This is a genomic window from Pseudomonas sp. RHF3.3-3 (assembly GCF_048069595.1).
GTDB classification, from domain to species: Bacteria; Pseudomonadota; Gammaproteobacteria; order Pseudomonadales; family Pseudomonadaceae; genus Aquipseudomonas; species Aquipseudomonas fuscovaginae_B.
Map to the genome: position 1 here is coordinate 4,185,928 of NZ_CP182250.1, position 19,914 is coordinate 4,205,841.

The window sequence follows — 19,914 nt, forward strand, 5'->3', positions numbered from 1 at the left end:
AGGTTCAAGGCATGCTCGGGCTGGTAAAGACCGCACTGCTCAAGCCGTACACGTTCATCGTGTTGGCGATTTTCATCTGCATCATCGGGCCGCTGGCGGCCCTGCGTACGCCCACTGACGTGTTTCCCGATATCGGCATCCCGGTGGTGGCGGTGGTCTGGCAGTACAACGGCCTGTCCCCCGACGACATGGCCGGCCGGGTGATCTATACCTACGAGCGCTCGCTGAGTACCACGGTCAACGACATCGAGCACATCGAGTCGCAATCGTTGCCCGGCATGGGCATCGTCAAGATCTTCTTCCAGCCCGGCGTCGATATCCGCACCGCCAACGCCCAGGTGACAGCGGTGTCGCAGACCGTACTGAAACAGATGCCGCCGGGCATCACTCCGCCGCTGATCCTCAACTACAACGCCTCGACAGTACCGATCCTGCAGATGGCATTCTCCAGCCCAACCCTGTCGGAAGCGAAAATCCGCGACCTGGTGCAGAACAACATCCGCCTGCCGTTGACCTCGGTACCCGGCCTGGCCCTGCCGACCCCGATGGGCGGCAAACAGCGCCAGATCACCCTCGACCTCGATCCCCAGGCGCTGGCCGCCAAGGGTCTGTCGGCCCAGGACGTCGGCAATGCGCTGGCGGCGCAGAACCAGATCATCCCGGTGGGGACCGCCAAGCTCGGCCCCTACGAATACACCGTGCTGCTCAACAACAGCCCGAAGGTGATCGACGAACTCAACGACCTGCCGATCAAGACCGTCGACGGTGCACTGATCACCATCGGCCAGGTGGCCCACGTACGTGACGGCTCGCCGCCACAGACCAACGTCGTGCGGGTCGACGGCCGGCGGGCAGTGCTGATGCCGGCGATGAAGAACGGCAACATCTCCACCCTGTCGATCGTCGACGGCATCCGCAGCATGCTGCCGCTGATCAACGAGACCCTGCCGCCAGAGTTGAAGACCTCGCTGCTGGGCGATGCCTCGGTGTTCGTGAAGGAATCGGTGGGCAGCGTGGCCCGTGAAGGGATCATCGCCGCCCTGCTGACCAGCGCGATGATCCTGCTGTTCCTCGGCAGCTGGCGCTCGACCCTGATCATCGCCGCCTCGATCCCGCTCGCGGTGCTCTCGGCCATCGCGCTGCTGGCGGCCACCGGCCAGACCCTCAACGTCATGACCCTCGGCGGGCTGGCGCTGGCGGTGGGGATCCTGGTGGACGATGCGACGGTGACCATCGAGAACATCAACTGGCACCTGGAACAGGGCAAGGCGGTGAAGACGGCGATTCTCGACGGCGCCAGACAGATCGTCGGCCCGGCGTTCGTCTCGCTGCTGTGTATCTGCATCGTGTTCGTGCCGATGTTCATGCTGCAGGGCATCGCCGGCTACCTGTTCCGGCCAATGGCCCTGGCGGTGATCTTCGCCATGGCCAGCTCGTTCATCCTGTCGCGGACCCTGGTGCCGACCCTGGCGATGTTCCTGCTCAAGCCCCACGTGCTCGAGGGCGGTCCCGGCCACCATCCGGAAGATGCGTTCATCAATCATCACGAAGGCGATCAGCACGGTCGCCAGCGCCATGCGCTGCTGCAGGGCCTGCTGAACTTCCAGCAGAGCTTCGAGCGCGGCTTCTCCGCCGTGCGCGACGTCTACCATGGTCTGCTGACCCTCGCCCTGGGTTGCCGCCGGCGCTTCGTGCTCGGTTTCCTCGGCTGCGTGCTGGCCTCCTTCGCCCTGCTGCCGAGTCTGGGCGAGGACTTCTTCCCGGCCACCGACGCCGGCGCCCTGGCCCTGCATGTGCGGCTGCCACTGGGCTCGCGGATCGAGGAAAGCGCCGCGGCCTTCGACCGTATCGAGGCACGGATTCGCGAGATCATTCCCGCCGAGGAGCTGGAGAACATCGTCGACAACATCGGCATCCCGCTGAGCGGCATCGACATGGCCTATAGCAGCAGCGGTACCATCGGCCCGCAGGACGGCGATATCCAGGTGACGCTCAAGCCCGGTCACAAGCCGACCGCCGACTACGTCAAGCAACTGCGCAGCGCCCTGCCGGAAAGCTTCCCCGGCAGCCAGTTCGCCTTCCTGCCCGCCGACATCAGCAGCCAGATCCTCAACTTCGGTGCCCCGGCGCCGCTGGACGTGAAGATCTCCGGCCGCAGTGCCGAGGAGAACCGCAAGTTCGCCGTGGAACTGCAGCGTCGCCTGCAACACGTGCCGGGCATCGCCGACCTGCGGATCCAGCAGTCCGAGGGGTATCCGTCGCTGCAGGTAAACGTCGACCGGATGCGCGCCAAGGGCCTGGGAATCACCGAACGTGACGTCACCAACAGCATGGTCGCCTCGCTGGCCGGCAGTTCCCAGGTGGCCCCGACCTTCTGGCTCAACCCGGCCAACGGCGTGTCATATGGCGTGGTCGCGGCCACTCCGCAATACCGCCTCGACAGCCTGCCCGCGCTGGAAGCCCTGCCGGTGACCGGCAGCAACGGCCAGTCGCAGATCCTCGGTGGCCTGGCGACCATCAACCGGGTCCCCAGCCCGGCGGTGGTGACCCACTACAACATCCAGCCGACCCTGGATCTCTACGCCAACGTCCAGGGCCGTGACCTGGGAGCGGTGGCCCATGACGTGCAGAAGATCCTCGACGATGCGGCATCGCTGCGGCCCAAGGGGGCGGTGGTGAGCCTGCACGGGCAGATCGACGCCCTGCATGAAGCCTTCAGCGGCCTGAGCTTCGGCCTGCTCGGCGCGGTGGTGCTGATCTACCTGCTGATCGTGGTCAACTTCCAGTCCTGGATCGACCCGTTCGTGATCATCACCGCCCTGCCCGCGGCCCTGGCCGGGATCGTCTGGATGCTGTTCCTCAGCGGCACCTCGCTGTCGGTGCCGGCGCTGACCGGTGCCATCCTGTGCATGGGCGTGGCCACCGCCAACTCGATCCTGGTGGTGAGCTTCTGCCGCGAACGCCTGGCCGAGCACGGCGATGCCCTCAAGGCCGCCCTGGAAGCCGGCTATACCCGTTTTCGCCCGGTCTGCATGACCGCCCTGGCGATGATCATCGGCATGCTGCCGCTGGCCCTCTCCCAGGAACAGAACGCCCCCCTCGGACGCGCCGTGATCGGCGGTCTGATCCTGGCGACCACTGCCACCCTGCTGTTCGTCCCCGTGGTGTTCAGCCTGGTGCATGGTCGCCGACAACCCCTTCGCGCCGTAGCTGGAGAAATGACTCATGACTGATCGCAAACCCTCGGGCAAACGCCTGCTCTACCTGGGCGTCGGCGGCCTGACCCTGGCAGCGCTGCTGGTGGCCAACGGGATTGCCGCGCGAACCCGCCACGAACGGGACGTGACCGCCTGGACCGAAGCCGCCGCCGTGCCAATGGTCAGCGTGTTCCAGCCAACGCAGAACGCTGCCGGCGACACCCTGCGCCTGCCGGCCCGCCTGGAGGCCTGGAGCAAGGCGCCGATCCATGCGCGGGTCAGCGGCTACCTCAAGGACTGGACCAGTGACATCGGCAGCCAGGTCCAGGCCGGCCAGGTCCTGGCCCGGATCGACAGCCCGGACCTCGACCAGCAGGTTGCCCAGGCTCATGCCCATATGCTGCAGGAACAGGCCAACGCGCGCCTGGCGCAGACCACCGCGACCCGCTGGAAGAACCTGGTGAGCACCCATTCGGTGTCACAACAGGAGGCCGATGAAAAGAGCTCCAACGCGGCGGCGGCACGGGCCAATGCCCAGGCCGCCGAGGCCGACTACGCACGGCTGGCGGCGCTGGAGGCCTACAAGACCATCCGCGCCCCGTTCAGCGGCACCATCACCGCCCGCAACACCGACATCGGCCAGTTGATCAAGGCCGACAGCGACAGCGATCCGGAACTGTTCGATATCGCCGATACCCACCAGTTGCGGCTGTATGTGCCAGTGCCGCAGAACTACGCCAGCGTCATTCGTCCCGGCCTGCAGGTGCGGTTGAGCGTGCCGGAACACCCCGGCAAGACCTTCAGCGCACGCCTGGTGGGCAATTCGACAGCCGTGGATGCGCGCTCCGGCACCCTGCTGGCGCAGTTCGTCGCCGACAACCCGGACAACGCCCTGCTGCCGGGCGACTACGCCGAGGCGACTCTCCCGGTGCCGGCCGATACCCACGGCGTGAGCATTCCCGCCAGCGCCCTGATCTTCCGCGCCAAGGGCACCCAGGTGGCGGTGCTCGATGCGCAGAAACACGTGCACCTGCGCGATATCCATATCGGCCTGGACCTGGGTGAACGCCTGGTCATCGACCAGGGCCTGAAGCCCGCCGACACCGTGATCGACAACCCGCCGGACGCCTTGCGCGAAGGTGACCTGGTGAAACTCGCCGACGCCGGAGGACAGCATGCCCGCAAAGCTTAAACTCGGCGCCTGGCTGCTATTGATCGCCGGCCTGCAAGGCTGCTCGCTGGCCCCGACCTACAAGGTGCCGCAGATCGACCTGCCGGCGCAGTACCGCGAACAGACCAGCGACGGCCCCTGGCACCTGGCCAGGCCTGGCGACCCGTTGTCCAGCCAGTGGTGGCTGCTGTTCCAGGACGAGCACCTGAACGACCTGCAACAGCGCCTGCTCACGGCCAACCCGGACCTGGCGGCGGCCCTGGCCCACTATGACGGTGCCCAGGCCTACGCCAGCCAGTTGCATGCCGGGTTGTTCCCGCAGATCAGCGCGAGTGCCCAGCCCGAACGCCAGCGGCAATCGGACAACCGCCCACTGCGCGGCAGCACCCAGCCTTCGGTGTACAACAGCAACACCGCCGGTTTCGCGCTGAACTTCGACCTCGACCTGTGGGGCCGTATCCGCAACCAGGTCGCCGCCGGCGACGCCCGGGCCCAGGCTTCGGCCGACGACCTGGCGGTGGCACGGCTGAGCCTGCAGCAACAACTGGCAAGCCTATACATCCAGCTCAATGGCCTGGATGCCCAGAGCCGGATTCTCTCCAGTTCGCTGGACGACTACAGCCAGGCGTTGCAACTGACCCGTGATCGCTACGAAGGCAAGATCGCTTCGGAACTCGACCTGACCCGTGCCCAGAGCCAGCTGGCCGAAGCCGAGGCGCAACTGGACGAAGTCCGTGGGCAACGCAACCTGGCCGAGCATGCGATCGCCGAACTGGTCGGGGAGTCGGCGAGCAACTTCCAGCTGGCCGCGACGCCGCAGATCCTGGCGATTCCCCAAGTGCCAGGCGCCTTGCCGAGCAACCTGCTGCAACGTCGTGCCGACATCGCCGCCGCCGAACGCCGGGTGTTCGCCGCCAATGCCGGGATCGGCGTGGCCAAGGCCGCCTGGTACCCCGACTTCAGCCTGACCGGCCTGGTCGGCGGCCAGACCCAGGGCGTCGGTAACCTGCTGTCGGCGGGTAACCGTTACTGGGCGCTGGGGCCGTTGGTCAACCTGCCGATCTTCGATGGTGGGCGGATCAGTGCCCAGGAGCAGCAGGCCAAGGCGGAGTTCGAGGAAGCGTCCGCCCAGTACCGCAGCCATGTATTGCGGGCGGTGCGGGAGGTCGAGGACAACCTGGCGCAACTGCGCGACCTGCAGCAGGAAGCCCGGGACGAACAGGCTGCGGTGAATGCCGCGCAGCACACCCAGACCCTGGCGATGAACAGCTACCAGGCTGGCGCGGTGAACTACCTGGATGTGGTCACCGCGCAGGCCGCCGCCCTGCAGGCGCAACGACAGTTGCAGGCCCTGCAGACCCGGCAGTTGCAGGCCAGTGTCGGGCTGATGGTGGCGTTGGGTGGGGGCTGGAGCCCGCAAGGCCAGGGCTGACGCTGGAAGCAGGCTCGCGGATGTAAACCAGATCACTGCCCAACATCGCAATTGCTGGCAACGGCCGATGGGGCATTCGACCGGTGTCGGCCTGTGGATCTGATTTACAGCTTCAACACCTGGCCGTCCACGGCGTCGCCAATCGTGAGGAAATGCCCGCCGGCGACATGGTGCAAGGTGCGCAGCGAGTCGTGTCCTTCAAAGTGCCAACGCCCGTCACTGAACACCCGCGAATCGGCCTGGGCGGCGATCACCTCGCCCAGGAACAGGTCGTACTGTTCATGGTTGTGCGGCTCCGGCAACAGGCGGCATTCGAGCCAGGCGACACAGCCTTCCACCAGGGGAGCCTCGAGATGCTCGCCCTTGAAGGTCTCCAGGCCATAGGCATCGAACTTGTCGCGACTGTGGCTCTGGCCCAGTTCCAGGCCGGAGGTGGTACCCACGGTTTGCACGATGTCCGCCTGGGCGACGCAGGGTACGTGCAGCACGAAGCTGCCCGAGGCTTCCAGCAGGCGCCGGGTCCAGGTCGACTTGTCGAGCACCACCGCCACCTTGGGCGGCTCGAAATCCAGCGGCATGGCCCAGGCCGCAGCCATGATATTGCGCTGCCCATCGTGTGCCGCACTGACCAGTACGGTGGGCCCGTGGTTGAGCAGGCGGTAGGCTTTGGACAGGGGCACGGCAAGGCGGTGGGCGGCGGACATCGGGGAAAATCCTGACAGGGCAAAGATAAATATCCTAGGGGAGCGCGTAGGAGAAACCCAGCCCCGTCCCGGTAATTCAAGCGCAAGAGTCGGAGTGTGGCGCCACGGTCAGCGCAGCAGACTGTTGGCCTGAACACAGCTCAAGGCCCTCATATCATGCACACCCTGATACACGCACTCGACTGGCAGGCGATCGGCCAGGACCTCGACCGGCAGGGCAATGCCCTGCTCCCAGGCCTGCTGAGCCCCGAACAGTGCCGGGAGCTGGTCGCCCTGTATCCGCAACAGACCGCGTTTCGCTCGCGGGTGGTCATGGCCCGCCACGGTTTCGGTCAGGGCGAATACCAGTACTTCAACTACCCACTGCCAGCCCTGGTGCACCAACTGCGCACGGCGCTCTATCCGCCCCTGGCCCTGATCGCCAACGACTGGAACCGCCGCCTGCAACTGCACGATGTCTACCCGATCACCCACCAGGCCCTGCTGCAGCGTTGCCATGCCGCCGGCCAGCAGCGCCCGACGCCGTTGCTGCTGCAATACGGCGCCGGCGACTACAACTGCCTGCATCAGGACCTGTACGGCGAACAGGTGTTTCCCCTGCAGGTTGCCATCCTGCTGTCCAGGCCCGGGCGGGATTTCACCGGCGGCGAATTCGTCCTCACCGAACAACGTCCGCGCAGGCAGAGTCGCCCCCAGGTGGCCGCGCTGCAACAGGGTGACGGACTGATCTTCGCGGTGGCGCAGCGGCCGGTGGAAGGCACTCGCGGCTGCTACCGGGTGAACATGCGCCATGGCGTCAGCCGCGTAAACTCGGGCCGTCGGCACACCCTGGGGATCATCTTTCACGACGCCACCTGAACAGGCAGTAGAATTCAACCGCAAGACTCGGAGTTCCCCGTTTTGGCCAGCGCCGCAGACTGAACGAAACCGGCTTATCCGACAGGAGAACAGCATGAACACTTCGACCCAGGTTGCTTCACGCCAGGCCAGTACCGTGGAAAACGACCCACGCTGGCAGGCAGTCCTGAACCGCGACGCCAGCGCCGACGGCGACTTCGTCTACGGCGTGCGGACCACCGGCGTGTATTGCCGCCCCAGCAGCAGTGCAAGGCGCCCACGGCCGGAGAATGTCGAGTTCTTCGACAGCGCCGAACAGGCCGAGGCCGCCGGTTACCGACCCAGCCGCCGGGCCGCCGCCGACCAGACCGCCAGCCACCAGCAGCAGGTGGCCCTGGTCACCCGTGCCTGCCAATTGATCGAGGCATCGGACAGCCTGCCCTCGCTCAACCCCCTGGCCGAGCAGTTGGGACTGAGCCCGTTCCACTTCCACCGGGTGTTCAAGGCCCATACCGGCCTGACACCCAAGGCCTACGCCGCCGCCCACCGGGCCGGCAGGCTGCGGGCACAGTTGGCCCGTGGCAGCTCGGTCACCGATGCGCTCTACGGTGCCGGCTTCAATGCCAGCAGCCGCTTCTACGCAGCCAGCGACGCGGTGCTGGGCATGAAACCGTCCGACTACCGGGCCGGTGGCAGCAATACCGAAATCCGCTTTGCCATCGCCCAGTGTTCCCTGGGGGCGATCCTGGTGGCACAGAGCGAGCGCGGCGTCTGCGCCATCCTCCTGGGCGACGATCCGGAGACACTTGCGCGGGACCTGCAGGACAAGTTCCCAAGGGCCCACTTCATCGGTGGCGATGCCGACTTCGAGCAATTGGTGGCCAAGGTGGTGGGCTTTGTCGAAGCCCCGGCGATTGGCCTCGACCTGCCACTGGACCTGCGCGGCACGGCCTTCCAGGAGCGGGTCTGGCAAGCGCTGCGCACGATTCCGGTGGGCAGCACCGCCAGCTATGCCGAGATCGCGAAAATGATCGGCGCGCCAAAGTCCTTCCGTGCCGTGGCCCAGGCCTGCGGGGCCAACAGCCTGGCGGTGGCGATTCCCTGCCATCGGGTGGTGCGCAGCGATGGCGACCTGTCCGGCTATCGCTGGGGCGTGGAGCGCAAGCGGCAGTTGCTCGACCGCGAGGCGCAATGATGGTCCGTGGGTCGCGCCTTGGCTGCCGGCGCGACCCTGCCGAGCCATCACCGGCAAAGAAGGATTGCAAGCTAACGATCTCCCCCCTTACCCTTCCCCACCCATCCGCGCATGCCCAAGGCTTCAGCTTCGATGTCCTCCGTATTGAGTGTCCTGCTGCCCATCTTCGCCCTGATCCTGGTCGGCTTCATCTGCCGTCGCACCCACCGCCTGGGGCCCAACGCGGCCTCGGAGATCAATCGCATGGTGGTCTGGCTGTGCCTGCCGGCGTTGCTGTTCAAGGCCACGGCGACGGCAACCTGGGAGCAGATCTGGCATCCCGGCTTCGTGCTGGCGTTCACCCTGAGCACCCTGGCGATCTTCGCCCTGACCCTGTTGCTGCGTTGGCGCAAGGCCGGGCATTTCGCCGATGCCAGCATCGATGCCCTGAGCGCGTCCTATGCCAACACCGGCTACATCGGCATTCCGCTGTGCGTGATGGTGCTCGGCCAGAACGGCCTGGAACCGGCGCTGATCGCTTCGCTGCTGGTGGTCTGCGTGCTGTTCGGCCTGGCGCTGGTGTGTATCGAGATCGGCTTGCAGGCCGAGCGCCAGGTGCACCGGATCGTCTTCAAGGTGCTGCTGGCCCTGGCGAAAAACCCGCTGGTGGTGTCGCCGCTGCTCGGTGCCCTCTGGGCCTGGGGTGGCGCCCCGCTGCCGGCACCGGCGGAGAAGTTTCTCAGCCTGCTCGGTGCGGCGACCATCCCCTGCGCGCTGATTTCCCTCGGACTGTTCCTGGCGCACAAGCAACAGGGTCCACGCCAGGGCGTGACGTTGCTGGTGCTGCTCAAGCTGGTGGCGCACCCGCTGCTGACCGGGTTCCTGGCGTTCAGGGTGTTTCATCTGCCGCCGCTGTGGGCCCACTCGGCACTGCTGCTCAGTGCCCTGCCCACCGGCACCGGGCCGTTCATGCTGGCCGAGTACTACAAGCGCGAAGCCTCACTGGTGTCGAGCACGATCCTGGTCTCGACCCTGGGCTCGCTGGTGACCCTGTCGATCTGCCTGTACCTGATCGGCAACTGAGGCGCGCTCAGGCAGGCCGGCGCTCGGCCTCCAGCGACTTCCACAACTCGCGCATGGTCGGGTTGGCATTGGCCACCGAGCAGTAGGAACGGATTTCCAGATCGGCACTCCAGTGCGCGCTACCGGCCCGGACCAGCGTGCCCTTGTGCAATTCATCCTGCACCGCGCTTTCGGGGAGCCAGGTAATGCCATACCCCTCCTGGGCCATCTTCATCAGCAGCATGGCCATGTCGGCCTCGTAGCAGCGGTCCAGTTCGCAGGGGCTTGCGGCATTTTTCAGGATTACCTCCACCACCCGTCCGAGGAAGGTGGTCGCGGTGTAGGCCAGGTACGGCAGCGGTGCCTGCTTTTTCCCGGGCAGGGCATGCAGCGGCCGGCCGCGCTTGTCCGGTGCCGAGACCGGGATCAGTGAATCATGCCCGAGAGTGAGGCTGATGAACTTCTCCGGGTCGAGCAGGATCGGCGCCTGGGGATGGTGATAGCCGATCATCAGATCGCAACCGCCCTCGGCCAGGGCGATGACCGCATCATGGATATTGGCGGCCACCACCCGCGCGTTGAAACCGGCATTGCCACGCTGGAAGCGCATCAGCCACTTGGGCAGGAAGGTCATGGACAGGCTGTGCCCGGCGGTCACCTGGATCGAACGCCCGGGCATCCGGTCGCCCCGGCGCAGGGTCGCGCGCAGCTCCTGCAGGTCGGCAAGGGTTTCCCTGCCCTGTTCGCAGAAGGTCCGTCCGGCGGCCGTCAGTTGCACCGGGTAGGTGCCGCGGTCCACCAGTTCCACGCCGACCCACTCCTCCAACGAACGAATCCGTCGCGACAGCGCGGACTGGGTAATGCAGCGCACCTCCGCCGCGCGGGAGAAGTTCTTCAGTTCGGCAACCGCCAGGATGTCGTCTATCCACTTGATCTGCATGGTGATTCCCACTGCTGAGGAGGGCTGGGCGTGAGCAGCCGCCAGTGTCGGGCAATCACCGTCGGCAAACTATTCCGATTACGCATCAGTGTATGGCATTTACTCATCAACGAGCCCTTTCCCCAGCCATAGACTGGCCCCGTGACAAAAAAAACAACGAACGGTCATTGAGGGTGCTCCTGTGAACAGCAAACGACTTCCCAAGCAAATCGCCCTGGCGATCGGCCTCGGCATCCTGGTGGGCTGGGCCTGCCACCACTACGCCGGCGATGCCAGGGCGGCCAGGGAACTGGCCGGCTACTTCAGCCTGGTCACCGATATTTTCCTGCGCATGATCAAGATGATCATCGCCCCACTGGTGTTCGCCACCCTGGTCGGTGGCATCGCCAGCCTGGGCAGTTCGCACTCCGTCGGCCGCATCGGCCTGCGGGCGATGATCTGGTTCGTCAGCGCCTCGCTGCTGTCGCTGCTGATCGGCATGCTGCTGGTCAATCTGTTCCAGCCCGGCGCCGGCCTGAACCTCGTGGCGCCAGCCGCCAACAGCGGCGCGGCACCAGTGAATGTCGGCGACTTCAGCCTCAAGGCCTTCATCAGCCATGTGTTCCCGCGCAGCATCGCCGAAGCCATGGCGAACAACGAGATCCTGCAGATCGTAGTGTTCTCGCTGTTCTTCGGTTTTGCCCTGTCCTTCCTCAAGAAACAGGGGTATGTCGGCATCAGCAATCTGGTGGATGAACTGGCCAGAATCATGTTCCGCATCACCGACTACGTGATGTGTTTCGCCCCGGTCGGCGTGTTCTGCGCCATCGCCGCGGCTCTCACCACCGAAGGACTGGGCCTGCTGCTGGACTACGGCAAGCTGATCGGCGAGTTCTATGTCGGCATCCTGGTGCTGTGGGCGATCCTGTTCGGCATCGGGCGCCTGTTCCTCGGGCGCTCGGTGTGGCGCCTGGGCAAGCTGATCCGCGAACCGGTGCTGCTGGCGTTCTCCACCGCGAGCAGCGAGTCGGCCTATCCCAAGACCATCGACGCCCTGGAGAAATTCGGCACCTCGAAGCGGATTTCCAGCTTCGTGCTGCCGCTCGGCTACTCGTTCAACCTCGATGGCTCGATGATGTACCAGGCTTTCGCCGTGATGTTCATCGCCCAGGCCTACAACATCGAACTGAGCTTCGCCCAGCAGGTGCTGATCCTGCTGACGCTGATGGTCACCAGCAAGGGCATGGCCGGCGTGGCCCGCGCTTCGGTGGTGGTGGTCGCGGCGACCCTGCCGATGTTCAACCTGCCCGAGGCCGGCCTGCTGCTGATCCTCGGTATCGACCAGTTCCTCGACATGGCCCGTACCGCGACCAATATCGTCGGCAACAGCATCGCCACCGCCGTAGTGGCGAGCAGGGAGGACAGCGCGCAACCCGGCGAAACCGCCGCCGAGCCGGCCGCCCCGGTGCAACCCACGCAATCCCTGGCTTGAGTACCGTCATGAACGCGAAAAAATCCACCTCTCCCGGCAAGACCTTCGGCATTGTCGGAGGGCTTGGCTCACTGGCCGGCGCCGACCTGTTCAACAAGCTGATCAGCAGCCGCCCGGTGCTTGCCGACCAGGGGCGCTACCACTTCCTGTTCGAGCAGCACCCGTTCAAGGACGTGCTGCTGCCGCTGGACCGAGACGCCAACATGAGCTCGCGCAAGTTCTACGCCTTCCAGATGTGCCAGTCGCTGGAGAACGGCGGAGCCGATGCGATCCTGCTGCCGTGTATTGCCAGCCATACCTTTCGCGAGGAGATCCAGGCCGAGCTGGGCATCCCGGTCTTCGACCTGTTGCATGCCCTGCGCCAGCAGGTCGAGCGCACGCTGCCCGAAGGCGGCCGGCTGGGTATCCTGACCTCCGACTATGTGCGCCACAGCGGGCTGTTCGAACGCTACTTCGCCGACCGCCATGAACTGGTCTATCCCGGTACAGAGAACCAGGCACGGTTGATGGAAGCGATGTACGGCGTCGACGGGATCAAGGACGGCCAGTTCGACGGGGCGCCGCTGGAACTCCTGCACCAGGTCTGCGTGGAGTTGCAGGAGCAGGGCGTCGCGCTGATCCTGCCGGGGCTGACCGAACTGTCACTGGTCAGCCAGGACCTGCAACGGCGCGGCATCGCCCTGCTCGATGCCAACCGGGTCTACAGCGACTACGCCATCCACGCCAGCGAACCGGCGCCCGCGCCACGCTTCAAGCTGGGCATCGTCGGCGGCGTCGGCCCGGCGGCCACGGTCGACTTCATGGCCAAGGTGATCCGCCACACACCGGCGGACAGGGACCAGGAGCATATCCGCATGGTGGTCGAGCAGAACCCGCAGATCCCCGACCGCACCGCCAACCTGCTGCACCAGGCCACCGACCCGAGCATGGCGCTGTACGCCACCTGCAAACGCCTGGAGCAGGAAGGCGCGCATGCCATCGCCATCCCGTGCAATACCGCCCATGCGTTCGTCGAGCGGATCCAACCTTATCTGAAGACACCGATCATCAACATGCTCGACGTAACCATCCGGCACATCGCCGAGCAGCATGGTGCCGGCAAAAGCGTCGGCCTGCTGGCAACGTCGGGAACGGTGCAGAGCCGGGTCTACCACGACGTGGCCCGGCAGTGGGGGTTGCAACTGATCGTCCCGCAGCCAGCCATGCAGGCACGGGTGATGGCAGCGATCTACGGCGAACGCGGGGTCAAGGCCGGGCACACCGACGGCCTGTGCCGCGAGCAGTTGCTCGAAGCCGCCAACCACCTGTGCCAGGCGGGCGCTTCGGTGCTGATCCTCGGCTGTACCGAACTGCCGCTGATCCTGCCCCATGCCGAACGTTTCGTGCTGGACAGCGGCGTGGTCAGCCTGGTCGACCCGACCACCCTGCTCGCCCTGCGCTGCGTGCAGCAGGCGCTGGAAACCCCGCCGCGGCGATCAGCCGATGCGGTTCTTCTCCAGCAGCCAGCCACGGCTGTCGTCGAGTAGCCGCTCGGCCAACTGCGGGTCGTCACAGACCCGCGCCAGCACCAGGGCACCGACCAGGGTCGCCAGGCTGCCGGTGGCGGCACGCCGGATCTCCTCGGTCGAGGTGCCTGGCATGCCCTGCGCCAGGCGCTCGAGCTGCCGGCCGATGCTGCGGGTCATCTGCGCCCGCGCCTCGGCGGACTGGCGCCGGGTTTCCGTGGCCAGCCCGGCCAGCGGGCAGCCGCCCGCGCAATCCTCGCGGTGGTCGCTGCTCAGGTAGCGAGAGATGTAGCCGGCCAGGTCATCGCCCACCGTCGGCGAGGTCGAGGCCACATGCGCCAGGGCCTCGACCACCAGCTCATCCTTCGAGGCGAAGTAGCCATAGAAACCACCGTGGGTCATTCCCGCGGCCTTCATCACCTGGGCGACGCTGACCGCCTCGTAGCCATGCTCCCGAAAGAGTCGGCCGGCGACTTCAAGGATCTTCAGGCGGTTTTGCGCAACCTGCTCGCGACTGACTTTCATCCGAACCTCCGTTAACAGGCTTGACAGTATACATGACGAATATCATATTTAATAAACATGATGACCATCATGATTAATTCCAGCCAACGAGGATTCCCGCCATGACCATCAAACCCGCCGTCCTGATCACGGGCGCTTCCACCGGTATCGGTGCCGTCTATGCCGACCGTTTCGCCAAACGCGGACACGACCTGGTGCTGGTCGCCCGGGACAAGTCACGCCTGGAAGCGCTGGCCGAACGCCTGCGCGCGGAAACCGGGGTGAACGTGGAGGTGCTGCAGGCCGACCTCACCGATGCCGGCGAGCTGGCCGGGATCGAGGCGCGGGTCAGGGACGACGCCAGCATCGGTATCCTGGTCAACAATGCCGGCATGAGTGGCGCCGGCAGTTTCATCGAACAGACGCCGGAGCTGGTCAACCAGATCATCACCCTCAACATCACCGCCCTCACCCGCCTGAGCAACGCCATCGCCCCGCGCCTGGCCCGCAGCGGTGGCGGCTCGATCATCAACCTCGCCTCGGTGGTGGGCCTGGCGCCGGAGCTTCAAATGAGCGTCTACGGGGCGAGCAAGGCGTTCGTGCTGTTCCTGAGCCAGGGCCTGAACATCGAGCTGGGCGCCAAGGGGCTGTATGTCCAGGCCGTCCTGCCGTCCGCCACCCGTACCGAAATCTGGGAGCGCTCCGGCAAGCGGATCGAGGACCTGCAGGCGGTGATGGAAGTCGAAGACCTGGTGGATGCGGCGTTGGTGGGCTTCGATCGTCGCGAAACCGTGACCATCCCACCGTTGCCGGACGAAACCCAGTGGCAGGCTCTGGAAGCGGCGCGCCAGGCAATGCTGCCCAACTACATGCAGGTACTGCCGGCAGCCCGCTATCGCGCCTGATCGGTGCCCCCACCGGGCTTGTGCCATGCCACTGTGCCTGTGGGACCCGGCTCCCGCAGGGGGGCAGTCAACCCCGGGCGACGACCCGGCGGCTCCAGGGCGTCCAGCCCTGTTGCATGCCGGCCGCCCCCAGCAGGATCGCCGTCACCCCCAGCCACTGCAGCGGCTGCAAGCGATGGCCGAAGGCGAACCAGTCGACGAGGATCGCCGCGATCGGGTAGATGAACGACAGGGCGCCGGTCAACGCCGTCGGCAGTTTCTGGATCGCGCCATACAGCAGCACGTACATCACCCCGGTGTGAACGATGCCCAGAGTCACCAGGCTGCCCCAGGCACTGGCCCCGACCGGCAGCACCGACAGGTTCGCCCAGGGCGCCAGCAGCAGGGTCCCGGTGGCCACCTGGATCAACGCGATCAGGTGCGGTGGCGTACCGGCCAGACGCTTGATGATCAACGCGGCAAAGGCATACAGCAGCGCGGCACCGAGCGCCAGCACGATGCCCAGCAGGTAATCGCCGCCACTTTCACCCTGTTGGCCATGGGCACTGACGATCGCCAGCATTCCGGCAAAGGCCAGGCCCAGCCAGAACAGCTTCTGCGCGGTGATCTTCTCGCCGAGAAACAGCGCCGCCAGCCCCACCAGCATGAACGGCTGGACGTTGTAGACCGCCGTGCCGATGGCGATCGAGGCACGGGAATAGGACGCGAACAACAGCACCCAGTTGCCGACGATCGCCACCCCGCTGAGCACCGCCAGCAAGAAGGTGGTGCGGCTCAGGATGCCCGGGCGCAGAAAGCCCATGACGGCGCAGATCGCCAGCAGAGTCAGCGCACCGAACAGGCAGCGCCAGAACACCACGTCGAGTACCGGCTGGCCGGACACCAGCACGAACCAGCCGATGGTTCCGGAAATCAGCATGGCCGCGACCATTTCCAGCGACCCGCGATGCAGTGATTGAGACATGATTGAGCTCCTTGGCAGATGGCGAAAGTATGCCAAGCGCGACAGCGGCGTCTCCAGTGACTATAAAAGGCTAAACTGCGATTTTGCCTTTATGATCAAGGCTGACTGCCGTTTTTACCTTACGAGACCAAGATGACCGACGCAATTGACCAACTCCTGCTCACGGCGCTGATGGAAGACTCCCGGCGCTCGCTCAAGGCCCTGGCGCAGATCAGCGGGCTGTCCGCCCCCAGCGTAGCCGAGCGCCTGCGCCGCCTGGAAGAACGTGGCGTGATCAGGGGCTACACCCTGGAGGTCGAGCCCCGCTCCTTTGGCTACCTGTTGCAGGCGATCGTGCGGATCCGCCCGCTGCCCGGCCAGTTGCACGAGGTGGAACGGCAGATCCAGGCGATTCCCGAGTTCACCGAATGCGACAAGGTCACGGGCGATGACTGCTTCATCGCCCGGTTGCATGTGCGGGACATGGAGCAGTTGGATACCCTGCTCGACCGGCTCAACAGCCATGCGGAGACCAATACCGCGATCGTCAAGAAGACACCGGTGAAGCGGCGGCTGCCGCCGATGGCGTGAGGTTGGGGCTTTGCAGTCAGTGTCTCGGTGAATGAAAGGTCGCTATCGGACGACCCGGAAACATCAGATCTCACCCGGATAACATCGCGAAGCGCAGCCCCTGGGTTATCATTCACCCGATATCCTTCACTCTCCTTCAGAGCCCGCTCGCCATGACTTCACTCTCCTCCACCGCCCCTGCCCGGGGCTGGTCGCTGTGGTGGAAACCGCTGCTGTTTCTCGCCATCGCCGCCATCGGCCTGTACTACGTCAAGTGGTCGCCCTACTACGCCAAGGCCTTCGTCGCCGCGGACAGCCACAGCATCGGCGGCTCGATCATCAACGACAATCCGGGCTCACCGGTGGCCGCCGCCCTGGCCTATGCCCAGGTGTATTTCCTGGCGATCTGGAAAGCGGCGGTGCTGGCGGTGATCCTCGGCTCGCTGCTGCAGGTATTGATTCCCCGTGACTGGCTGTTGCGCCTGTTCGGCCGCGCCGGTTTCGGCTCGACCCTGCGCGGCGGGCTGTTCGCCCTGCCCGGCATGATGTGTTCCTGCTGTGCGGCACCGGTCGCCGCCGGCCTGCGCCGGCAGAATGTCTCGGTCGGCGCGGCGCTGGCGTTCTGGATCGCCAACCCGGTGCTCAACCCGGCGACCCTGGTGTTCATGGGCTTCGTGCTCGGCTGGGGCTTCAGCGCGATTCGCCTGGTGGCCGGCCTGGTGCTGGTGCTCGGCGTGTCGCTGATCGCCCAGCGGGTGGCCCGGCCCGATACCCTGCCGGAGCCGGCCGTGGAAGCGGTGGTCGAGGCCAGCACGGCGAGCGATCAGCACTTCTTCGCACGCTGGGGCAAGACCCTCTGGCAACTGTTCTGGAGCACGATCCCGATCTACATCCTGGCGGTGCTGCTGCTCGGCGCGGCGCGGGTCTGGCTGTTCCCCCATGTCGACGGTGCCATGAGCAACAGCCTGCTGTGGCTGGTGCCACTGGCGGTGGTCGGGACGCTGTTCGTGATCCCGACGGCGGCGGAAATCCCGATCGTGCAGACCATGATGACCCTCGGCCTGGGCACCGCACCGGCGGTGGCGCTGCTGATGACCCTGCCGAGCATCAGCCTGCCGTCGCTGCTGATGCTGCGCAAGGACTTCGATGCCCGGGTGCTGGTGACCGTGGCGGTGCTGACCATGCTGGTCGGGATTGTCAGCGGTCTCGTCGCGTGGACAGTGCTCTGACCGCCCCCTGCTCTGTAGAGGGCAGGCCCGGACTCTGTCGGTAGGAGCCGGGCTTGCCCGCGAAGCCTTTGGCGGCCTCAAGATCCCATTGGCGGTCAAGCCCGGCGCCTACAGGCGAACGCTCAGCGTCGAGTGCGGGTCCCGAGATACTCCAGTACCGCCGCCTGATCGCCCGCGAACTCGATCCTCACGCCTTTCTTCTCGCGCTGGAACACGTACATCGGGTCGTAGTACTCGTTGAGCAGCCCCAGAATCCACGCCCGGTGCAACTCGACGTTACCGGTACGCTCCTGCTCGACCAGGGCATCGACCATCAGTGCCCGCATCCGCCCATGGCACTCGCCGCCCAGGCGCTTGTGGATGTTGTCCAGGCTGCCCAACAAACGCTCGCTGAACAGCCTGAAGCCGTGCTCACCATGAACGGCAATGAACTCCGCGCAGAGCTGCACCACGTAATCGCGCAGGATGCGTTCGACGCGGCTCTCCAGACTGTCCTCGAGCCAGACCATGGAAAAGCGCTGCATGCCCTGGTACAACGCCAGCGGCAAGGCGCAACGCCCAACCATGCGGCTCTCGTCCTCGACCACGAACTGCTCGATACCGCGGGCGCGCTTCTTCAGCAGATCCACCGCCAGGCGATTCTCGAAGTCGATGTTGGACGGCTGCCCGGTGGCCCGTTTGCCGAAGCTGGAGCCGCGATGGTTGGCGTGCCCTTCCAGGTCGAGGCTGTTGCTCAACTGAAGGATGACGTCGGTCTTGCCGGTGCCGGTCATGCCTCCCAGCAGCACGAAGTCGGCCTGCTCCACCGCCTGCTCGACGGTCTGCATCAGGAAGGTCCGCATGGCCTTGTAGCCACCGCCCACCCGCGGGTAGTCGATGCCCGCGTCCTGCTTGAGCCATTGCTGGACGATCTGCGAACGCAGGCCGCCACGAAAACAGTACAACACCCCGTCCGGGTGGGCCCGGGTGAAGTCGACCCAGGCCTGCAGCCGGGCGGCCTTGACCTCGCCGGACACCAGCTGGTGTCCGAGGGCAATGGCCGCCTGCTGGCCGTGCTGCTTGTAGCAGGTACCGACCCGCTGACGCTCCAGGTCGTTCATCAGTGGCAGATTGACCACGCCGGGGAAGGAGCCCTTGGCGAACTCGACCGGGGCCCGGGCATCCATCATCGGTACATCGTCGAGAAACAGGGTGCGGTAGTCAGTGATATCGCCTGGCATCAGGACACCTCTACCGCATGGCTCTGTCGCTCCACCAGTTGACCGATGGGCTCAAGGCTCAGGCCCAACTCGGCGGCAACGGCAAGGAACTCCGCCTGCCCTTCGGGAGTGACGGCCACCAGCAGGCCACCGCTGGTCTGCGGGTCGCACAGCACACGCTTGTGCAGCTCACGCAGCGGACCGACCTTGCTGGCATAGCTGTCGAAGTTGCGCAGCGTACCGCCGGGAATGCAGCCCTGCTCCAGGTAGTACTCGACCGTCGCCAGGCGCGGTACCTGCTCGTACACGATACGGGCGGTCAGGCCACTGCCGTCGGCCATTTCCACCAGATGGCCGAGCAGGCCGAAGCCGGTGACGTCGGTCATGGCGCTCACCCCGGCCAACTGGCCGAAACGGCTGCCCGGCTTGTTCAGGGTGCACATCCAGTCACGGGCCACACCGACGTCTTCGCTGCGCAGCTTGCCTTTCTTTTCCGCGGTGGTCAGCACACCGATGCCCAGGGGCTTGGTCAGGTACAGGATGCTGCCGGCCGTGGCGGTGTCGTTGCGCTTCATGTTGCGCTTGTCCACCAGCCCGGTAACGGCCAGGCCGAAGATCGGCTCAGGCGCATCGATCGAATGCCCGCCGGCCAGCGGGATGCCGGCGGCGTCGCACACGGCGCGCCCGCCGCGAATCACCTCGCGAGCGATCTCCGGCTGCAGTACGTTCACCGGCCAGCCGAGAATCGCAATGGCCATCAACGGGTCGCCGCCCATGGCGTAGATGTCGCTGATGGCATTGGTCGCGGCAATCCGGCCGAAGTCGAAGGGGTCATCGACGATCGGCATGAAAAAGTCGGTGGTCGAAACCACGCCGCGCTCTTCATCGATGGCGTACACCGCCGCATCGTCGCGCGAGGCGTTGCCGACCCAGAGTTTCGGGTCGAGGTTCTGGGCCCCGCTGCCGGCCAGGATCACTTCCAGCACCTGGGGCGAAATCTTGCAGCCACAGCCCGCACCGTGGCTGTACTGGGTCAGGCGAATCGGTTCGCTCATCGGTCAACCTCGCAGT

Annotated in this window: 17 protein-coding genes; 11 read left to right on the plus strand and 6 right to left on the minus strand. The window is 65.7% G+C overall.

From position 1 onward, the window contains the following. Positions 1–11: 11 nt before the first annotated feature. From ACMGT0_RS18560 to ACMGT0_RS18570, 3 genes are read left to right on the plus strand one after another with little or no spacing between them, the layout of a single operon-like run. The gene (locus tag ACMGT0_RS18560) at positions 12–3,233 is read left to right on the plus strand and encodes an efflux RND transporter permease subunit (RefSeq protein ID WP_054060374.1); all 3,222 of its coding nucleotides are present in this window, start codon (positions 12–14) and stop codon (positions 3,231–3,233) included. Then, positions 3,226–4,389, plus strand: coding sequence for an efflux RND transporter periplasmic adaptor subunit (locus tag ACMGT0_RS18565; RefSeq protein ID WP_054060375.1), 1,164 nt, complete (start codon positions 3,226–3,228; stop codon positions 4,387–4,389). The genes ACMGT0_RS18560 and ACMGT0_RS18565 overlap by 8 nt, the downstream gene beginning before the upstream one ends. After that, positions 4,373–5,800, plus strand: coding sequence for an efflux transporter outer membrane subunit (locus ACMGT0_RS18570; protein ID WP_054060376.1), 1,428 nt, complete (start codon positions 4,373–4,375; stop codon positions 5,798–5,800). Before ACMGT0_RS18565 ends, ACMGT0_RS18570 begins: the two co-directional genes overlap by 17 nt. A 104-nt stretch (positions 5,801–5,904) precedes the next feature. Here ACMGT0_RS18570 and ACMGT0_RS18575 read toward each other — a convergent pair whose 3' ends face one another. Continuing rightward, a complete protein-coding gene (locus ACMGT0_RS18575) occupies positions 5,905–6,504 on the minus strand; it encodes a flavin reductase family protein (protein WP_054060377.1) in 600 nt (199 codons plus the stop codon). A gap of 156 nt (positions 6,505–6,660) precedes the next feature. Here ACMGT0_RS18575 and ACMGT0_RS18580 point away from each other — a divergent pair, with 156 nt between their 5' ends. The 3 genes from ACMGT0_RS18580 to ACMGT0_RS18590 all read left to right on the plus strand — a co-directional run bounded on the left by ACMGT0_RS18580 (position 6,661) and on the right by ACMGT0_RS18590 (position 9,598). Beyond that, positions 6,661–7,362: a 2OG-Fe(II) oxygenase gene (locus ACMGT0_RS18580; protein WP_054060378.1), complete on the plus strand. Its 702-nt coding sequence runs from the start codon at positions 6,661–6,663 to the stop codon at positions 7,360–7,362. Between the two features lie 94 nt (positions 7,363–7,456). After that, positions 7,457–8,536, plus strand: a complete 1,080-nt coding sequence (gene ada / locus ACMGT0_RS18585) for a bifunctional DNA-binding transcriptional regulator/O6-methylguanine-DNA methyltransferase Ada (RefSeq protein ID WP_054060379.1) — start codon at positions 7,457–7,459, stop codon at positions 8,534–8,536. A 132-nt stretch (positions 8,537–8,668) separates the two neighbouring features. Further along, positions 8,669–9,598, plus strand: coding sequence for an AEC family transporter (locus tag ACMGT0_RS18590; RefSeq protein WP_054060380.1), 930 nt, complete (start codon positions 8,669–8,671; stop codon positions 9,596–9,598). 7 nt (positions 9,599–9,605) lie between these two features. Here the strand turns inward: ACMGT0_RS18590 and ACMGT0_RS18595 are convergent, their stop codons facing one another. Further along, positions 9,606–10,517, minus strand: coding sequence for a LysR substrate-binding domain-containing protein (locus tag ACMGT0_RS18595; protein ID WP_054060381.1), 912 nt, complete (start codon positions 10,515–10,517; stop codon positions 9,606–9,608). 181 nt (positions 10,518–10,698) lie between these two features. Between ACMGT0_RS18595 and ACMGT0_RS18600 the strand changes: the two genes are divergently transcribed. After that, positions 10,699–11,988: a dicarboxylate/amino acid:cation symporter gene (locus tag ACMGT0_RS18600; protein WP_054060382.1), complete on the plus strand. Its 1,290-nt coding sequence runs from the start codon at positions 10,699–10,701 to the stop codon at positions 11,986–11,988. 8 nt (positions 11,989–11,996) lie between these two features. Continuing rightward, a complete protein-coding gene (locus tag ACMGT0_RS18605) occupies positions 11,997–13,514 on the plus strand; it encodes an aspartate/glutamate racemase family protein (protein WP_054060383.1) in 1,518 nt (505 codons plus the stop codon). On the opposite strand, the gene ACMGT0_RS18610 is transcribed toward ACMGT0_RS18605, so the two are convergent. Then, positions 13,464–14,018, minus strand: coding sequence for a TetR/AcrR family transcriptional regulator (locus tag ACMGT0_RS18610; protein WP_416769208.1), 555 nt, complete (start codon positions 14,016–14,018; stop codon positions 13,464–13,466). The genes ACMGT0_RS18605 and ACMGT0_RS18610 overlap by 51 nt on opposite strands. Before the next feature lie 101 nt (positions 14,019–14,119). On the opposite strand from ACMGT0_RS18610, the gene ACMGT0_RS18615 reads away from it, so the two are divergent. Beyond that, positions 14,120–14,902 carry an SDR family NAD(P)-dependent oxidoreductase gene (locus ACMGT0_RS18615; protein ID WP_054061528.1) on the plus strand — a complete coding sequence of 261 codons (783 nt, stop codon included), beginning with the start codon at positions 14,120–14,122 and terminating at the stop codon, positions 14,900–14,902. 67 nt (positions 14,903–14,969) lie between these two features. On the opposite strand, the gene ACMGT0_RS18620 is transcribed toward ACMGT0_RS18615, so the two are convergent. Then, positions 14,970–15,866 (minus strand): DMT family transporter, encoded by an 897-nt coding sequence (locus ACMGT0_RS18620; RefSeq protein ID WP_416769210.1) that lies wholly within the window; start codon positions 15,864–15,866, stop codon positions 14,970–14,972. A 132-nt stretch (positions 15,867–15,998) separates the two neighbouring features. Here ACMGT0_RS18620 and ACMGT0_RS18625 point away from each other — a divergent pair, with 132 nt between their 5' ends. Together ACMGT0_RS18625 and ACMGT0_RS18630 are read left to right on the plus strand one after the other, a co-directional pair. Further along, entirely contained in the window at positions 15,999–16,436 is a 438-nt protein-coding gene (locus ACMGT0_RS18625) for an Lrp/AsnC family transcriptional regulator (RefSeq protein WP_054061526.1), read from the plus strand. Positions 16,437–16,588: 152 nt separating this feature from the next. Next, positions 16,589–17,644 carry a permease gene (locus ACMGT0_RS18630; RefSeq protein WP_054064411.1) on the plus strand — a complete coding sequence of 352 codons (1,056 nt, stop codon included), beginning with the start codon at positions 16,589–16,591 and terminating at the stop codon, positions 17,642–17,644. A gap of 122 nt (positions 17,645–17,766) precedes the next feature. Here the strand turns inward: ACMGT0_RS18630 and mnmH are convergent, their stop codons facing one another. Then, on the minus strand, positions 17,767–18,864 hold the full coding sequence (gene mnmH / locus ACMGT0_RS18635) for a tRNA 2-selenouridine(34) synthase MnmH (RefSeq protein WP_054057686.1): 1,098 nt from the start codon (positions 18,862–18,864) through the stop codon (positions 17,767–17,769). Beyond that, entirely contained in the window at positions 18,864–19,898 is a 1,035-nt protein-coding gene (gene selD, locus ACMGT0_RS18640; protein ID WP_054057685.1) for a selenide, water dikinase SelD, read from the minus strand. The genes mnmH and selD overlap by 1 nt, the downstream gene beginning before the upstream one ends. Between the last annotated feature and the right edge of the window lie 16 nt (positions 19,899–19,914).

Excerpts from the sequence above, each read along its gene's own strand:
- ACMGT0_RS18560 (WP_054060374.1), top strand. The coding sequence starts at position 12 with ATGCTCGGGCTGGTAAAGACCGCACTGCTCAAGCCGTACACGTTCATC.
- ACMGT0_RS18565 (WP_054060375.1), top strand. The coding sequence starts at position 3,226 with ATGACTGATCGCAAACCCTCGGGCAAACGCCTGCTCTACCTGGGCGTC.
- ACMGT0_RS18570 (WP_054060376.1), top strand. The coding sequence starts at position 4,373 with ATGCCCGCAAAGCTTAAACTCGGCGCCTGGCTGCTATTGATCGCCGGC.
- ACMGT0_RS18575 (WP_054060377.1), bottom strand. The coding sequence starts at position 6,504 with ATGTCCGCCGCCCACCGCCTTGCCGTGCCCCTGTCCAAAGCCTACCGC.
- ACMGT0_RS18580 (WP_054060378.1), top strand. The coding sequence starts at position 6,661 with ATGCACACCCTGATACACGCACTCGACTGGCAGGCGATCGGCCAGGAC.
- ada (WP_054060379.1), top strand. The coding sequence starts at position 7,457 with ATGAACACTTCGACCCAGGTTGCTTCACGCCAGGCCAGTACCGTGGAA.
- ACMGT0_RS18590 (WP_054060380.1), top strand. The coding sequence starts at position 8,669 with ATGTCCTCCGTATTGAGTGTCCTGCTGCCCATCTTCGCCCTGATCCTG.
- ACMGT0_RS18595 (WP_054060381.1), bottom strand. The coding sequence starts at position 10,517 with ATGCAGATCAAGTGGATAGACGACATCCTGGCGGTTGCCGAACTGAAG.
- ACMGT0_RS18605 (WP_054060383.1), top strand. The coding sequence starts at position 11,997 with ATGAACGCGAAAAAATCCACCTCTCCCGGCAAGACCTTCGGCATTGTC.
- ACMGT0_RS18610 (WP_416769208.1), bottom strand. The coding sequence starts at position 14,018 with ATGAAAGTCAGTCGCGAGCAGGTTGCGCAAAACCGCCTGAAGATCCTT.
- ACMGT0_RS18615 (WP_054061528.1), top strand. The coding sequence starts at position 14,120 with ATGACCATCAAACCCGCCGTCCTGATCACGGGCGCTTCCACCGGTATC.
- ACMGT0_RS18620 (WP_416769210.1), bottom strand. The coding sequence starts at position 15,866 with ATGTCTCAATCACTGCATCGCGGGTCGCTGGAAATGGTCGCGGCCATG.
- ACMGT0_RS18625 (WP_054061526.1), top strand. The coding sequence starts at position 15,999 with ATGACCGACGCAATTGACCAACTCCTGCTCACGGCGCTGATGGAAGAC.
- ACMGT0_RS18630 (WP_054064411.1), top strand. The coding sequence starts at position 16,589 with ATGACTTCACTCTCCTCCACCGCCCCTGCCCGGGGCTGGTCGCTGTGG.
- mnmH (WP_054057686.1), bottom strand. The coding sequence starts at position 18,864 with ATGCCAGGCGATATCACTGACTACCGCACCCTGTTTCTCGACGATGTA.
- selD (WP_054057685.1), bottom strand. The coding sequence starts at position 19,898 with ATGAGCGAACCGATTCGCCTGACCCAGTACAGCCACGGTGCGGGCTGT.